This window comes from Alphaproteobacteria bacterium (assembly GCA_019746225.1).
Taxonomy (GTDB): domain Bacteria; phylum Pseudomonadota; class Alphaproteobacteria; order Paracaedibacterales; family VGCI01; genus VGCI01.
The window spans coordinates 1-15,161 of sequence record JAIESE010000070.1 but is presented as its reverse complement, the minus strand read 5'-3'; the positions used below and the strand labels follow the sequence as shown (position 1 = coordinate 15,161).

9 protein-coding genes are annotated in these 15,161 nt (G+C 42.4%); all 9 read right to left on the bottom strand.

The genetic code is table 11. The features are described from left to right. Positions 1 to 189: 189 nt before the first annotated feature. Positions 190 to 927 carry a S8 family serine peptidase gene (locus K2Y18_10040; protein ID MBX9806069.1) on the bottom strand — a complete coding sequence of 246 codons (738 nt, stop codon included), beginning with the start codon at positions 925 to 927 and terminating at the stop codon, positions 190 to 192. Further along, on the bottom strand, positions 891 to 1,865 hold the full coding sequence (locus K2Y18_10035) for a hypothetical protein (protein MBX9806068.1): 975 nt from the start codon (positions 1,863 to 1,865) through the stop codon (positions 891 to 893). The genes K2Y18_10040 and K2Y18_10035 overlap by 37 nt, the downstream gene beginning before the upstream one ends. A 132-nt stretch (positions 1,866 to 1,997) precedes the next feature. Further along, on the bottom strand, positions 1,998 to 3,671 hold the full coding sequence (locus tag K2Y18_10030; protein ID MBX9806067.1) for a S8 family serine peptidase: 1,674 nt from the start codon (positions 3,669 to 3,671) through the stop codon (positions 1,998 to 2,000). A gap of 132 nt (positions 3,672 to 3,803) precedes the next feature. After that, the gene (locus K2Y18_10025) at positions 3,804 to 4,136 is read right to left on the bottom strand and encodes a S8 family serine peptidase (protein MBX9806066.1); all 333 of its coding nucleotides are present in this window, start codon (positions 4,134 to 4,136) and stop codon (positions 3,804 to 3,806) included. Then, entirely contained in the window at positions 4,025 to 5,599 is a 1,575-nt protein-coding gene (locus tag K2Y18_10020) for a S8 family serine peptidase (protein ID MBX9806065.1), read from the bottom strand. Before K2Y18_10020 ends, K2Y18_10025 begins: the two co-directional genes overlap by 112 nt. Positions 5,600 to 5,609: 10 nt before the next feature. Continuing rightward, entirely contained in the window at positions 5,610 to 7,259 is a 1,650-nt protein-coding gene (locus K2Y18_10015; GenBank protein ID MBX9806064.1) for a S8 family serine peptidase, read from the bottom strand. Between the two features lie 528 nt (positions 7,260 to 7,787). Then, entirely contained in the window at positions 7,788 to 11,180 is a 3,393-nt protein-coding gene (locus K2Y18_10010) for a hypothetical protein (protein ID MBX9806063.1), read from the bottom strand. Positions 11,181 to 11,193: 13 nt separating this feature from the next. Beyond that, positions 11,194 to 13,692: a sel1 repeat family protein gene (locus K2Y18_10005; protein ID MBX9806062.1), complete on the bottom strand. Its 2,499-nt coding sequence runs from the start codon at positions 13,690 to 13,692 to the stop codon at positions 11,194 to 11,196. A 252-nt stretch (positions 13,693 to 13,944) separates the two neighbouring features. Then, positions 13,945 to 15,161 (bottom strand): hypothetical protein (locus K2Y18_10000; GenBank protein ID MBX9806061.1); only part of this gene is annotated, 1,217 nt, incomplete at its 5' end.

Genomic DNA, 15,161 nt, shown 5'->3' with positions numbered 1-15,161 from the left:
GTATGTTTACATGGCACCTAGATGCCGTACATAGGTCATTTAATATGACCTTCGAAGGCAGGTCCATACCATTATCCCCGCGTAGGCGGGGATCCAGTCATTTCTTGGGTTCCCGTGTTCTCCGCCTTCGCGAGGACGGGCTCGCAATGACGATGAAAAAATTTGTGTGTTAAACAATTTTTTATTCCCCTATTGGCGTTCCAAAAGTTCTAACGCCTTATCGGCCCGAATAATCCCGCGGCCATAGGTTCGGACATCAGGGCGTCTTTCAGCTGTCTCCTTTAAGGCTTGAACGGCTTTTTTCGGCGTAATGTTCCGTTTTGAAGCAAGATTAGCGATGGCCGCACAGATATAAGGAGCTGCAAAGGAAGTCCCCACCGCCAGATCATCATTTTTAGCAAAATTTGTCACATGGTTTCCAGGGGCTAAAAGAAAAGCGTCTTGCACATTTTTAAGACAGCCAGCCTTATTTGAGTAGGAAGCAATTGCATTAGTCATCCGATCATAACTTCCTGCCACAACAATAGATTGTCGCGTTTCAACATCCAGTTCTTGCATAAGTTGTCCAGCTAATTCTTTCCATATATCCCCTTGTCCCGAAGGGCGAAATTGGGGAACATCAATGGTTTTCCCTTCATTACCCGCTCCTATCACAACCACCTTCCCTGCTTTGACTACAGCTTTAAAGGCCTCTATTAGTTTTGGAGGATGGATGATTTTAATTAACTTCTCTTCCTTACCATTTGTTTTTCGGACATTTCTCCGAATTACATCAAAATTTGTATATCCGCTCGACATGTTAATAATGCCCACCTCTGACCTTTGAGACAACTCTGTTAAGGCCTTTTCCATATCATAAAATTGAGAAGATCCATAAGTATTGTAAGTACTTACAGGAAGGACTTTGGCTTGAGGAGCAAAGTCCAAAATAACAGAGGATACAGAAGATCCGTGATAGGGACTCCCTCCACAAATACGATTTTTGTCACGCAACCAATCATTTTTTTCTTCTGGATGCAAGCCCCCCCCCCAATGGGGGTTAGGAAATTTGCTTTGTAGTTGGTTTTAAGCTGGGGAGGTAAAAATCCATTCTTGCCATTCATTGCCTCTTTTAAGGGCTGCCATTCACCAGAAAGTTCAATTACGGCTACGGTTTGTCCCCCCCCCTTCATATCCCTTGCTAAAAGTTTATCAAGTCCCCCTGCTTTTGCATTGTTTTGGTTGTGGTAAGGCAAAAGAGACAAATAATCTGTTTTTCTAGGAACGTTTCGATTTGCAGAATTTCGATTGACAGGCGTTTTTGTGGCTAAGGGAGTTTGTCTAGGAGGATTGCCTTTAAGCGCCGGTTGAGAGGACTGTCTTTTTTGAACTAGGGAAGTTTTTTGTTGGGGTTGAAGCTGAGCTTTAGGATTTACAGTTTGTCTTGGTCTTATAGTAGGAGTTGTCTTTACTCCTGAAGTCTTGTTTCTTTGAAGTGCAGCTCGCTTGACCTGAGGTTTCGCTCTTACAGCAGTTCGTGAAGAGGTTTTCTTGGCAACAACCTGTCTTTTATTGACAGGTGTTGTTTTTTGAGGCGCTTTCTGTGCTGTGGTTACTTTTCGGGCTGAGGCTCGTTTTGTGATTAAAGCTCGTTGCGCCTGCGGTTGTTTCGCAACAAGAGGGCGTTGTGGCCTTTTCTGTGCGATGACTTGTTTTTTTCTTTGGGAAGAGAGACTTCTTGTTGGAGCAGGTTTTGTTGGAGGCTTCTTCTTTACTGAAGAGGTCTGTGGGCGTGCATGAGAATAAATCCGCCCTTCAACAGAAGAGGAGACAATAAAAGAAAACATAAAAATAGCTACGAGGGTTTTTAAGAGTTTTTTTACCACTGGGTTTTCCTTGATATATCTATTCGACATGAAAACAATGTCATCCCGAACTTGTTTCGGGATCTTCCTAAGTGATGCTGAAACAAGTTCAGCATGACAATTGGTTTTTTAGAGGTGAACACTTTTCTTTCCTTAATAAGCCCGTTCCAGGTATTCTAACGCCTTGTCGGCCCGGATAATGCCGCGGCCATAGGTTCGGACATCGGGTCGTCTTTCAGCTGTCTCCTTTAAAGCTTGAACAGCTCTTTTCGGCGTGATGTTCCGCTTGGAGGCAAGGTTAGCGATGGCCGCACAGACATAAGGGGCTGCAAAGGAAGTTCCTATAGCCATATCATCTTTCTTAGCAAAATTTGTCACATGGTTTCCCGGTGCTAAGAGAAAAGACTCTTGTATATTTTTAAGTAAGCCAGGCTTGTTTGAATAGGGAGTGATTGTACGAGTATCTGGATCACAGCTCCCCACTACAATAATAGATTGGCGTGTTCCAGCATCCAGCTCTTGCATAAGCTGTCCTACTAATTCTTTTACTCCTCTTTTCCCTGAGGGCCAAAATTGAGGAGTATCAATGGGCTTTCCTTCGTTGCCTGCTGCAATTACGACCACCTTTCCTGCTTTAGCTATAGCTTTAAAGGCTTCTGCTAATTTTGGATTATAAATGCGTTTAAATAAATCAATTTCGGTGCCATCTGGCTTATACTCAGTTTTAAGATAACTTGTAGACTTTGTATACCCACTTGACATGTTAATAATACTGACATCTGACCTTCGAGATAAATCCATTAAGGCATCCGCCGTATCATAAAACCGATCTGTATGACGACAAAGATAGGTACTTACGGGAAGAATTTTGGCTTGAGGGACAAAATCTAAAATAACAGAAGAGACAGAAGATCCATGATAGGAACTATCTCCTCCGTCAATACGATCTCTATCACGCAACCAATCATTTTTTTCTTCTGGATGTAAGTCAGGACCTCCAATGGGGGTTAGGAAGTTTGCTTTATAGTTAGCTTTAAGCTGGGGAGATAAAAAGCCAGCCTTACCATTCATTGCTTCTTTTAAGGGCTTCCATTCACCAGAAAGTTCAATCACGGCTACGGTTTGTCCCCCCCCATTCATATCTTTTGCTAAAAGCTTATCAAGCCCTCCTGCTTTTGCATTTTCTCGATTGTGGAAAGGCAAAAGAGACAAATAGTCTGTTTTTCTGGGAGTATTTCGATTTGCAGATGTTCGATTAACAGGCGTTTTTGTGACTAAGGGAGTTTGTCTAGGAGGATTGCCTTTAAACGCCGGTTGAGAGGACTGTCTTTTTTGAGCTAGGGAAGTTTTCTGTTGGGGTTGAAGCTGAGCTTTAGGATTTGCAGTTTGTCTTGGTCTTCTATTAGGAGTTGTCTTTGTGGGTAAATTCCTCTTTCTTTGAAGGGCGGTTTGATTGGCCTGAGACCTAGCTCTTACAACGGTTCGTGGGGGAGTTTTCTTAGCTGCAACCTGCCTTTTATTGACACGTGTTGTTGTCTGAGGCGCTTTCTGTGTTGCTGCTAACTTTCGGGTTGGAGGTCGTTTTGCAGCTAAAGTTTTCCTCGCTTGAGGCCGTTTCGCAACCAAAGGACGTTGGGGCCTTTTTTGCACAACGACTTGTTTCTTTTTTTGTGATGAGAGATTTTTTGTTAGCACAAGTCCTGTTGGAGTCTTCTTCTTTACTGAAGAAGACTGTGGTCGTGCGTGAACTCGTCCTTCAAGAGAAGATGAAACGATGAAAGAAAACATAAAAATAGCCGCGAGGGTTTTTAAGGGTTTTTTTAGCACTGGGTTTTCCTTGATAGATCTATTCGACATGAGAACAATGTCATCCCGAACTTGTTTCGGGATCTTCCTAAGTGATGCTGAAACAAGTTCAGCATGACAATTGGTTTTTTAGAGGTGAACACTTTTCTTTCCTTAATAAGCCCGCTCCAGGTATTCTAACGCCTTATCAGCCCGAATAATCCCGCGGCCATAGGTTCTGACATCAGGGCGTCTTTCAGCTGTTTCTTTTAGGGCTTGAACGGCTCTTTTCGGCGTGATGTTCCGCTTGGAGGCAAGGTTAGCGATGGCCGCACAGATATAAGGAGCCGCAAAAGAAGTCCCCACAGCCACATCATCCTTCTTAGCAAAATTTGTCACATGATTCCCAGGGGCAAAAAGAAAAGCGTCTTGCGCATTTTTGAGGGAACCAGGCTTGTTTGAATAGGAGGTGATTGTACGGGTATCCGGATCACAGCTTCCTGCCAAAACAATAGATTGCCGTGTTTCAGCATCCAGCTCTTGCATAAGGTATCCAGAAAGCTCTTGCCCCCCCCCCCTTGTCCCGAAGGTCGAAATTGAGGAACATCAATAGTTTCTCCTTCATTGCCTGTTGCTATCACAACCACCTTTCCTGCTTTGGCTACAGCTTTAAAGGCCTCTATTAATCTTGGAGGATATATACGTTTAATTAAACGGTTTTCAGAACCATCTTTTTTACGCTCATTTCGTGTAGTTAAATTATAGTTTGTGTATCCACTAGACATGTTAATAACACCAACATCAGACCTTTGGGATAGGACCATCAAAGCATCCGCTATATCATAAAATTGAGAAGATCCATAAGTATTGTAAGTACTTACGGGAAGAACCTTAGCTTGAGGGGCAAAGTCCAGAATAACAGAGGATACGGAAGATCCATGATAGGGACTCCCTCCGCAAATACGATTTTTATCACGCAACCAATCATTTTTTTCTTCTGGGTGCAAGCCCTCCCCCCCAATGGGGGTTAGGAAATTTGTTTTATAGTTGGCTTTAAGCTGGGGAGGTAAAAAGCCTGTCTTACCATTCATTGCCTCTTTTAAGGGCTGCCACTCTCCTGAAAGTTCAATCACGGCTACGATTTGTCCCCCCCCATTCATATCTCTTGCTAAAAGCTTATCAAGTCCTCCTGCTTTTGCATTTTCTCGATTATGGAAAGGCAAAAGAGACAAATAGTCTGTTTTTTTGGGAATATTTCGATTGATAGGTGTTCGATTTGCAGATGTTTTTTTGGCTAGGGGAATTTGTCTAGGAGGATTGCCTTTAAGCGCCGGTTGAGAGGACTGTCTTTTTTGAGCTAGGGAAGTTTTTTGTTGGGGTTGAAGCTGAGCTTTAGGATTTGCAGTTTGTCTTGATCTTATGTTAGAGACTGTCTTTATGGATGCAGTTCTCTTTCTTTGAAGACTGGTTTGCTTAGCCTGGGGTTTTGCTCTCACAACGGATTGTGAAGAGGTTTTCTTAGCGACAACTTGTCTTTTACTAACAGACGTTGTTTTCTGAGATCTTCTTTGCGTTATGGTTGCTGTTCGAGTTGAGGCTCGTTTTGTGGTTAAAGCTCGTCGTGTCTGAACTTGTTTTGCAGCTAAAGGACGTGGGGGCCTTTTTTGAGCTACAACTTGTTTTTTTCTTTGGGATGAGAGATTTCTTGTTGGAGCAGGTTTTGTTGTCGTCTTCTTTACTGAAGAGGTCTGCGGGCGTATATGAGAATAAACCCGCCCTTCAACAGAAGAGGAGGCGACGAAAGAAAGCAGAAAAATAGCCGCGAGGGTTTTTAATAATGTGGTCTCCAAGAGTTGAGTATCTCTAAAAAACCCTTTCATACAAGATGTCATCCCGAACTTGTTTCGGGATCTTCCTAAGTGATGCTGAAACAAGTTCAGCATGACAATTGGTTTTTTAGAGGTGAACACTTTTCTTTCCTTAATAAGCCCGCTCCAGGTATTCTAACGCCTTATCGGCCCGAATAATCCCGCGGCCATAGGTTCTAACATCAGGACGTTTGTCAGCTGTCTCCTTTAGGGCTTGAACGGCTCTTTTCGGCGTAATGTTCCGTTTGGAAGCCAGGTTGGCTATAGCTGCGCAGATATAAGGAGCTGCAAAAGAAGTCCCTATAGCCACATCATCCTTCTTAGAAAAATTTGTCACATGGTTCCCAGGAGCAAAAAGAAAAGCGTCTTGCGCATTTTTGAGGGAACCAGGCTTATTTGAATAGCAAGCAATTGTATTGGTCATTCGATCATAACTTCCTGCCAAAACAATAGATTGCCGTGTTTCAGCATCCAGCTCTTGCATCAGATGGCCAACTAACTCTTCTCTGTTTAGATTTTCTTCAGCTTTTACAAAATCCGGAATGTCGACATTTTTACCCTCATTGCCCGCTGCGATTACAACCACCTTTCCCGCCTTGGTTACTGCTTTAAAGGCTTCCAATAATTTTGGTCGATATATCGTTTTAATTAAGCGCTCTTCAATACCATTTTTTATTTGCGTTATAGATTCTATTTTTAAATTCGTATAACCACTTGATATATTAATAACATTGACATCCGGTCGTCGCGAGAGATCCATCAAAGCATCTGCCGTATCATAAAACTGATCTGTATGGCGACAAAGATACGTACTTACAGGAAGGATCTTAGCTTGAGGAGCCAAATCTAAAACAACAGAAGATACGGAAGATCCATGATAAGGGCTGCCCTCTCTATTACGCAACCAATCATTTTTTTCTTCTGGGTGTAACCCAGGGCCCCCAATGGGAGTTAAAAAGTTTGCTTTATAGTTGGCTTTAAGCTGGGGAGGTAAAAAGCCAGCCTTACCATTCATTGCCTCTTTTAAGACCTTCCATTCCCCTGAGAATTCAATCACGGCAAGGGTTTTTCCTTGACCGCTCATATCTCTCGCTAAAAGCTTATCAAGTCCCCCTGCTTTTGCATTTTCTCGATTGTGGTAAGGCAAAAGAGACAAATAATCTGTTTTTCTGGGGGCATTTCGATTTGCAGATGTTCGATTAACAGGCGTTTTTGTGGCTAAGGGAGTTTGTCTAGGAGGATTGCCCTTAAGCGCCGGTTGAGAGGACTGTCTCTTCTGAATTACGGAAGTTTTCTGTTGAGGGTGAAGCTGAGCTTTAGGATTTGCAGTTTGTCTTGATCTTATGTTAGAGACTGTCTTTATGGATGCAGTTCTCTTTCTTTGAAGACTGGTTTGCTTAGCCTGGGGTTTTGCTCTCACAACGGATTGTGAAGAGGTTTTCTTAGCGACAACTTGTCTTTTACTAACAGACGTTGTTTTCTGAGATCTTCTTTGCGTTATGGTTGCTGTTCGAGTTGAGGCTCGTTTTGTGGTTAAAGCTCGAGGTGTTTGAGGCCGCTTCGCAACCAAAGGACGTTGGGGCCTTTTTTGCACAACGACTTGTTTCTTTTTTTGTGATGCAAGATTTTTTGTTGGGGAGAGGTTCCTTGTTGTCGTCTTCTTTACTGAAGAGGTCTGCGGGTGCGTACGATGTACCTGCCCCTCAACAGAAGAGGAGACAATAAAAGAAAATAGAAAAATAGCTGCGAGTTTTTTTAGCACTGGGTTTTCCTTGATATATCTATTCGACATGAAAACAATGTCATCCCCGCGCAAGCGGGGATCCAGTCATTTCTTGGGTTCCCGTGTTCCCCGCCTTCGCGAGGACGGGAATGACAACCTATATAATTCAAATGCGACATTTTCAAGTACGAGAAGTATAGACATTCTTTTTCTTTTTTGATCATTTCTTTAACCTCTCCAAATTATATTTTGCTTATCTCTTAATTTGACACATTTTAGTTTTTCTTTAAAGCATTTTAAAAGATCCTGAGTCCCCCTCGTATCACTCGGGGTCTCAGGATGACACTTTCTTATTTTTTTTATATTAAATACAAACATTTGTCATCCTGAGGAGCCACAACGTGGCGAGCTCAGGATCCTTTCAACAACATGGTTGATGATTTTTAATACAAAGATCTGTCTTTTTACTATTCGGTCGTTCTCCTTTTTTATGGGTAATTCTCTCCTCCCCAGAAAAGCTCTCTTTCCTTGAAGGAGGAGGGATTTACCTTATTAACATTTACACCTCTATAAGGTGATCTTAAAATAAGTATACGTGTATTTTATGTGTGAAGGTTTACCTTTTCGTAGTCGAGCTTTATAGTCTGCAAAGGTAGTGGTATGGCTTCTTGGATCTCCTTTGAGTCTTGTATAATAGGTTACACCTGGATTGGCGACCTTTCTTGTAGGGGTACTTCCTTCTTTTCTCAGTTGCTTGTATTCCTTACGATCAATTTCAACGGCTTTCGTTGTAATTTGACGTTGAGCTTCTCCCCTTGCTTTTTCCCTTTCCTCTTTCTTTACTCTATCTACATAAACGGCAAGCTCAGCATTAATAGCAGCCGTTCTCGTTGTCTTGAGAGTAGTCATCTCAGTATTAAGTGTTGCTGTTTTACTTGTTTTTAAATCTGCAATCTCTCGGTCAAGAGCTGCAACTTTACCTGGTCTAAGTCCAGCAACCTCTTTATCAAGAGCTGCAACTTTAGCTGGTCTGAGTCCTGCAACCTCTTTATCAAGAGCCGCAACTTTACCTGGTCTGAGTCCTGCAACCTCTTTATCAAGAGCCGCAACTTTACCTGGTCTGAGTCCTGCAACCTCTTTATCAAGAGCTGCAACTTTAGCTGGTCTGAGCCCTTCAACCTCTCGGTCAAGAGCCGCTGTCTTCTCTATTCTTTGAGCGGCGATCACTCGATCAAGCTCTGCTGTTTTCGCTGCTTTTTGATCCGCGATTTCTTTAGTCAATGCCGCTTGCTTAGCAGTTCTCTGGTCTGTGATCTCTTTAGCAAGAGCGGCTTCTTTAATTGCTTTTTGATCCGCGATTTCTTTAGTCAATACCGCTTGCTTAGCAGTTCTTTGATCTGCGATCTCTTTAGCAAGAGCGGCTTCTTTAATTGCTTTTTGATCCGCGATTTCTTTTGTTAATGCCGCTTCTTTAGTAGTTCTTTGGTCTGCGATCTCTTTAGCAAGTGCTGCTTCTTTAGCAGTTCTTTGGTCAGCGATCTCTTTAACAAGAGCTGCTTCTTTAACTGCTTTTTGATCCGTGATTTCTTTATCAAGCGCTGCGGTTTTCGTTATTCTAAGAGCTGCAATATCTCTGTCAAGATCTGTAGTCCTCGTTGTTCTGAGAGTTGCGATCTCAGTATCAAGGGCTGCTGTCCTCGTTGTTCTGAGGTCTGCAATCTCAGTATCAAGAGTTGCTGTAAGAGCTGCTGTCCTCGTTGTTCTGAGGTCTGCAATCTCAGTATCAAGAGTTGCTGTAAGAGCTGCAGTCCTCGTCGTTCTAAGGTCTGCAATCTCAGTATCAAGAGTTGCAGTTTTGCTTGTTCTAAGATCAGTAATCTCCTTATCAAGCACCGCGATTTTACTTGTTCTCAGAGCTACAATGTCTTTGTCAAGATCTGCAGTTTTGCTTGTTCTCAGAGCTACAATCTCAGTATCAAGAGTTGCAGTCTTGGTTTTTCTCAGGTTTGCGATCTCGGTATCAAGATCTACAGTTTTATTTGTTTTCAGAGCTGCAATATCTCGATCAAGCGCTGCTATCCTCTCTGTTTTTTGAGCGGCAATCTCTTGGTCAAGAGCTGTTACTTTCTCTGTCTTTTTAGCTTCCATCTCTTGCTCAAGGGCAACTATCTTCGCCGTCTTTTGGGCGGCAATCTCTTGCTCAGTAATTGCGGTATTCGTTGCCTTTAGAGTTGCCATCTCTTGTTCAATAGCTGCAACTTTCACTGCCTTTTCAGCTGCCATCTCTTGCTCAAGTGCTGCAGCTCTAGCGGTTTTAAGGTTTGCAATCTCAGCATCAAGCGCTGCTGCTTTAGTGGTCTTTTCAGCTAGCATCTCTTGCTCAAGAGCTGCCACTTTCGCTGTCTTTTGAGAAGCTATCTCCTCTTCCACGGCTTGTCTCTTCGCTGTGATCTCTTGCTCGAGTGCTGCAGCTCTAGCGGCTTTAAGGTCTGCAATTTCAGTATCAAGAGTTGCTGCTTTAGCGATTTTTTCGGCAGCGATTTCTTGCTCAAGAGCTGCCGCCTTTGCTGTCTTTTCAGAAGCTATCTCTTGTTCAAGACTTGCCTCCCTGGTGGCCTTCAGATCCGTAATCTCTCGTTCAAGAGCTGTAGTCTTTGCAGTCTTTTGAGCAGCAATCTCTTCTTCCACAGCTTGTCTCTTGGCTGTGATTTCTTGCTCGAGTGCTGCAGTTCCAACGGCTCTGAGGTCCGCAATCTCAGCATCAAGGGCTGCTGTTTTAGCGATCTTTTCGGCAGCGACTTCTTGCTCAAGAGCGGCTTCTCTCTCTGCCCTTAAACCTGCCATCTCTTCTTCAAAAGCTGTCGTTTTCGTTTTCTCTAACTCTGCTATTTCCGCATCAACCGTTGCTGTTTTAGCGATTTTTTCGGCAGCGACTTCTTGCTCAAGAGCGGCTTCTCTCTCTGCCCTTAGACTTACCATCTCTTCTTCAAAAGCTGTCGTTCTCGTTTTCTCTAACTCTGCTATTTCCGCATCAACCGTTGCTGTTCTTGTTTTTCTAAGATCTGCAATTTCAGTATCAAGTGCAGTCGTTTTTTCTCTCTCTAACTCGGCTATTTCTGCATCAACTGTTTCGGTTCTTGCTTTCCTTAAGGCCACTATTTCCGCATCAAGGTTTGCTTTTGCTTCTGCTGCTTGCCGCTCCCCTTCCTCTTCATGAGCAGCCCTTGTCTCAGCTAACTCCTTTTCAAGATTTAGGCTTGCTTCTCTTCTCATCTCCGCAAGTTCTTCTTCTAAGCGAAGTTGGGCAAGACGCTTTATTTCTTCCTCTTCTTCAAAATGTTGTCGGAGAAGGGCTTCTTCAATCCTCTGCTGCTCTTCTTCCTCAAGGAGGGCCCTTGTAGCCCCCTCTTGTTCTAAAAAGGAGAGGTAATCGAGATAGGTGCGTGCCTCTAGAGGATGGAGCGTAATTTCCACTGCGTCTTCATCTGTTGTTTGAGTTGAGCTTGAGGCTCCAGAATAGCTGCTAGATCCCATGCTGGTTCTTAAATGATACTGTAAGCTTTTCTCTAAGATAGAGGGTTTGGAAGGATCTTTTTTATGATTAAGCTGCTGAAGGATCTCAACAATCATGGGGTTCCATGTATCGCCTTCTTCTCTTGGTGTAGAAATAAAACGACCGATATGTCGTAAAGAAGCTAAACGTCCTGACTGAGCTCCCCTTGCTAAGACACTGAAATCTTGGGAGGTGAGGGAGGACAACTTATAACCAGAACTTGCAAAGGTTTTTCCAACCCTTGAAAAATCAGCTTCTTGATTCCCTTTACTTTTACCTGCTGATCTTTTTTGATGTTGGACTGGCTCTAAATCATCTCCCATAGCAAAGCTAGGGGGATTCCAAAGGGAGAAAAGACTCCCCGTGATGGCTGTACCGACAAAGAATTTTTTAAGTAAATGATTCATTTTTACCTCTCCCTTATAAATTAATTTCTATTCCTAAAGTTTTTAACACATGGCTCTGCTCGAGATCTTTTAGCCTCAAATAAGCTGAGCGATTGCCTTTTTCCCACGCTCTCTGATAGAGAGAGATTGCCTTTGACGTATCTTGAGGCACAAGAGTTCCTTCTTCCGTTATTTTTGCCATAAAAAGAAGGGCTGGAATGTTATCTTTGTCGGCTTTTTGCTCAATGAATTTTAGAGATTGCTCATGCCTTCTTTCTCTAATAAGTTGTTTAAGAGCATTAAGTTTAGAAGGATTTATTTGGTTTTCATCACTTCCAAAGCTGTTAAAAGCTAGATCTATATCGCTAGAACAACCAATACCTTCAAAATGAAAACGAAATCTCGCTGATTGTGCTTTTTGATGACCCTGAAGTGCGGCTTTCTCATACCAGCTAAAGGATTCAGATTCCCATCCTTCGTCTGCACTCTCTTCTACATATTGCCCCACTTTAAATTGAGCCTTCGCATGCCCTCTCTCTGCGGCTTTTTTGTAGGATTCCATCGCAAGAATTGCATCTTCATCACACCCAATTCCTTTTTTCTGGAGATACCCTAAGAGGTACATAGCATCTGGCATGGATTCGCTGGCTTGGCTTAAGTACTGATAAGCTTTTTGTTCATCCTCATCATTTTCTCCTTCTTTCCACATTTTTAAGTGGGCTTTACCGGCTCTGTAAGCTGCAAAAGGATTCCCTAAATCAGCAGCCTTTTCCCACAAAGAAAGGGCTTGGAGGGAATCTTGCTCAACCCCTAAGCCTCGCTTGTGAAGCCACCCAAGGTGATAAAGAGAATTTGCTGTGTTGGATTTTTCATAGGCTTTTCGAATTTCTTCAAAGTTTTGAGTTGTTCCTAATCCAAATTGACTTAAGACGCCTACCTTTTCTGAGGCTTTTTCATGGCCTTCATCAGCGGCTTCCTTCAAGAGAGTAAAAGCTAGATCAGGATCTGGTTTCTCCACTCCCTGGCCTAAAAGATGCATCATTCCTAAATGATACCGGCCAGCCATACTCCCATGTTGGGAAGCTTGTTGAAAATAGGAAAGGGCCATAGCTTCACTTGGCCTTTCCAACCCTCGACCTTTAAGGAAAAGTTTTCCAAGCCTTAGCAGAGCATTAGGATCATCATATTTAGCGGCTAATTTATAGAATTTAAGGGCTTTTTCATAATCAACGGTTGTTCCGATACCCTTTTCAAGGGCATAGGCTGTTGGATAATAAGCCGGAATTTCATTTTGTTCAGCGGCGTTATTGAGCCATTGAAAAGCTAAATCGGAATCCTGATCAACAAATTGACCTTCCTTGTAATATTGCCCTAAAAGGAGCTGGGCAGAAGAATAGCGATGTTCAGCCGATTGACGGACAAGATGTAATCCTTCCTCAACATTTTCTGCTTGTCCTTGCTCTAAAAGGTGCTTTCCTAATATATATTGGGAGAAAGGATGGGTTTTGGCGGCCCTTCTGTGCCATTCTAGAGCTTTTTCTTGATCTTGTGAAATATGAAGTTTTTCATTTCCACTTTCAAAAAAGCTTGCAAGTTTATGGGAGGCAAGGGAACAACCCTCATTTGCTGAATCTACATACAATTCAAAAGCAGCTTGAGCATCATAAAAGCCTGATGTCTCATTATTATAAATTTCTGCGAGGTGGAATTTTGCAAGGCCATTACCAAACCTTGCGGATCTACGGAAATAATTTTGTCTTCGTGATTGTCTTTTTTGAGAATCAATATCAAAGGGCACGGATTCAGCGAGCTTGAAATGAATTCTAGATGTAAGACGTCGAAGAGACATTCTTTCCTCATGGCTCTCAGATGTGCTCGCCGTATCTATTGCTGTATCAGCAATCTCTTCTAACTTATCTTTGTCTGGTTTATTACTGAGATAATAGTTTTGAAAAAAACGAACTCTAAGAAGAAGTCCCTTGTTTATACCAGGCGTTGACTGAAGAGCTCTTAAGGAAGAAATTAAATCCTCACCTACGGGTCCCTCTGTTTCTCCCGACAAACGCTTTTTGACGCGATCATGAAAGAAATTAAGCCGAATGCTCTCAAAATCCTTTTCAAGAGGAGAGAGATCAGAAGAAGATAAATTGCTTAGGGCTTGGGTGTGAAGGCTTTCAAAGAAAGTCGTAGGGCTTTCATCACTTTGAGAAGCTCCTGTAGGACTTTCCGCAGTTACAGGACGGTAAGAAGGATCTTCCTTTAAAAATTCGGCTACTTTTTTAAGATACCTTAAGTGAGCTTGCCATTTTCCCGTGAGCGCCCTTTTCTTAAGAGTTTCTAAGGCTGCTTCACGCTGCGCTTTTTCATCCAGATGCCATAAGCAACGCACGTGATTGGCCTCTTCTATCTCTTCCGGAGATTTTAAGGCGTGCAGCCAAGAAGTAGAGCTTAATATGGCTATAAGAGCGACTCCTCCCAAAGCAGAGTAAGTTTTACCTTTTTTTAGACATGCGGATGCATATGAATTCATCATAAATTTCCTCCTGTTATGTGTATTATTTTTTTATGTTTCAAATAGGTTATGCGATATTTAAAAATTTTAAAAGATAGAAAAATTCCTTTAAAGTTTTGTAGTTAGGTTTTTTTAGCTAAAATCTTAGATATTTTACTTTGACAGAGAACGAATTCCAAAAGCGGACGCACCCAAAACTTGAAGGGCAAAAAATTATATCAGTTTTTTTAAGCTTTTCTTAAGGTTAAAAGAAATTAAGAAGAATAATTCTTATTACTTACTAAAAATAAAAACCTTACCTGTTTGACCTTCTTCAGCTTTTATCGAGAGAACTTGAACTTGTTCTGGGTTTATGCCCATTTCCACAAGAAGATTTTTAACATCTTGCCCTTTTCCTACTTCACCAACACTTATAATTTCAATGATATCCGTTGGTTTCTTAAGTCCTCTTTTTGCTGCTGAGAAAAGGGTCCACTTTTGGGTTCTCGCATCTTGGTTAGGTTCTAAAACCCCTAAGGGGGATCGGTTATTAATAACGGCTGCATCACCGGAAGACACAGCTTCATTTTTTTCTTGATTCTGTAAAGGAAGGGGTGTCTTTTTTTCTTCTCCTAAAGGAAGTGTCTCTTCTTCAGGTAAAGGTTGAACCTTTGGACGGGAAGGAACAGTTACTTTAGGAAGGGGCTTATCCTCATGAGCACTTGGAGCAACTGATGGTGAAGGAGCTGCTTCCTTAGAAGAAGACTCTGGGAGGGGTGTTGGCTGAGGCAAAGGGGGTAACGAGTCGGCTTTTGATTTGAGTTCTTTTTTCACGGGAGGTTGAGCAACTGCTTTTTCAGAAGACTGAGCAGAGGGCTGTAAAGGCTCAGGATGTAATGCCTGGTTCTCTGAAGGGAGTATATCTTTCGGTTGCGACGTTCCATGTGCCGATTTTAAAGAGCGAGAAGGATGCTTTTGCGAATGTTTGTGGTGAGGGTGCGCTTTTTTATGAGAATTGAATTCAGGAAGAGACTCTGGATTGGGAAATGCAGACTCTATTGCCAAACCTTGTAAGGGTAAAGCAAGTCGCCCTTTATCAATAGCAGAAGAAAGAGTTGCAAACCGAACACGCTCTGCCGTCAACCATTCATTTTGCCGTTGAGTATTCGTATTGATAATACTTAATATTTGAGAAATAGTTCCTTCGAGTTGTTTCAGTATTCCTGACATTAATAGAAGATTGGCATGATCCTCATCTACAGCTCCTGGAAGCTGAAGGGTGGTCTGAATATTAGAATTAACCGCTTTAACTTGTTGAGAAGCTTCTGAAAAACCAGCAATCAAACCATTCATTGTCCCAATTGTCTGGGCGATTTGATCAAGCTGTTGTAAAGCCCGATTACGAAGTTCAACCAACTTCGGATTGGCAGGGGTAGTTCCCGGCTGAAGTTTAGCTTCAATCTCACCTGTTGCTGTATAATATTTGTTTATTTCAGCAATAGCCTTTTCAT

Bases quoted from the DNA above. Each gene is read 5' to 3' on its own strand.
- K2Y18_10010 (MBX9806063.1), bottom strand. From the start codon at position 11,180: ATGAATCATTTACTTAAAAAATTCTTTGTCGGTACAGCCATCACGGGG.
- K2Y18_10005 (MBX9806062.1), bottom strand. From the start codon at position 13,692: ATGATGAATTCATATGCATCCGCATGTCTAAAAAAAGGTAAAACTTAC.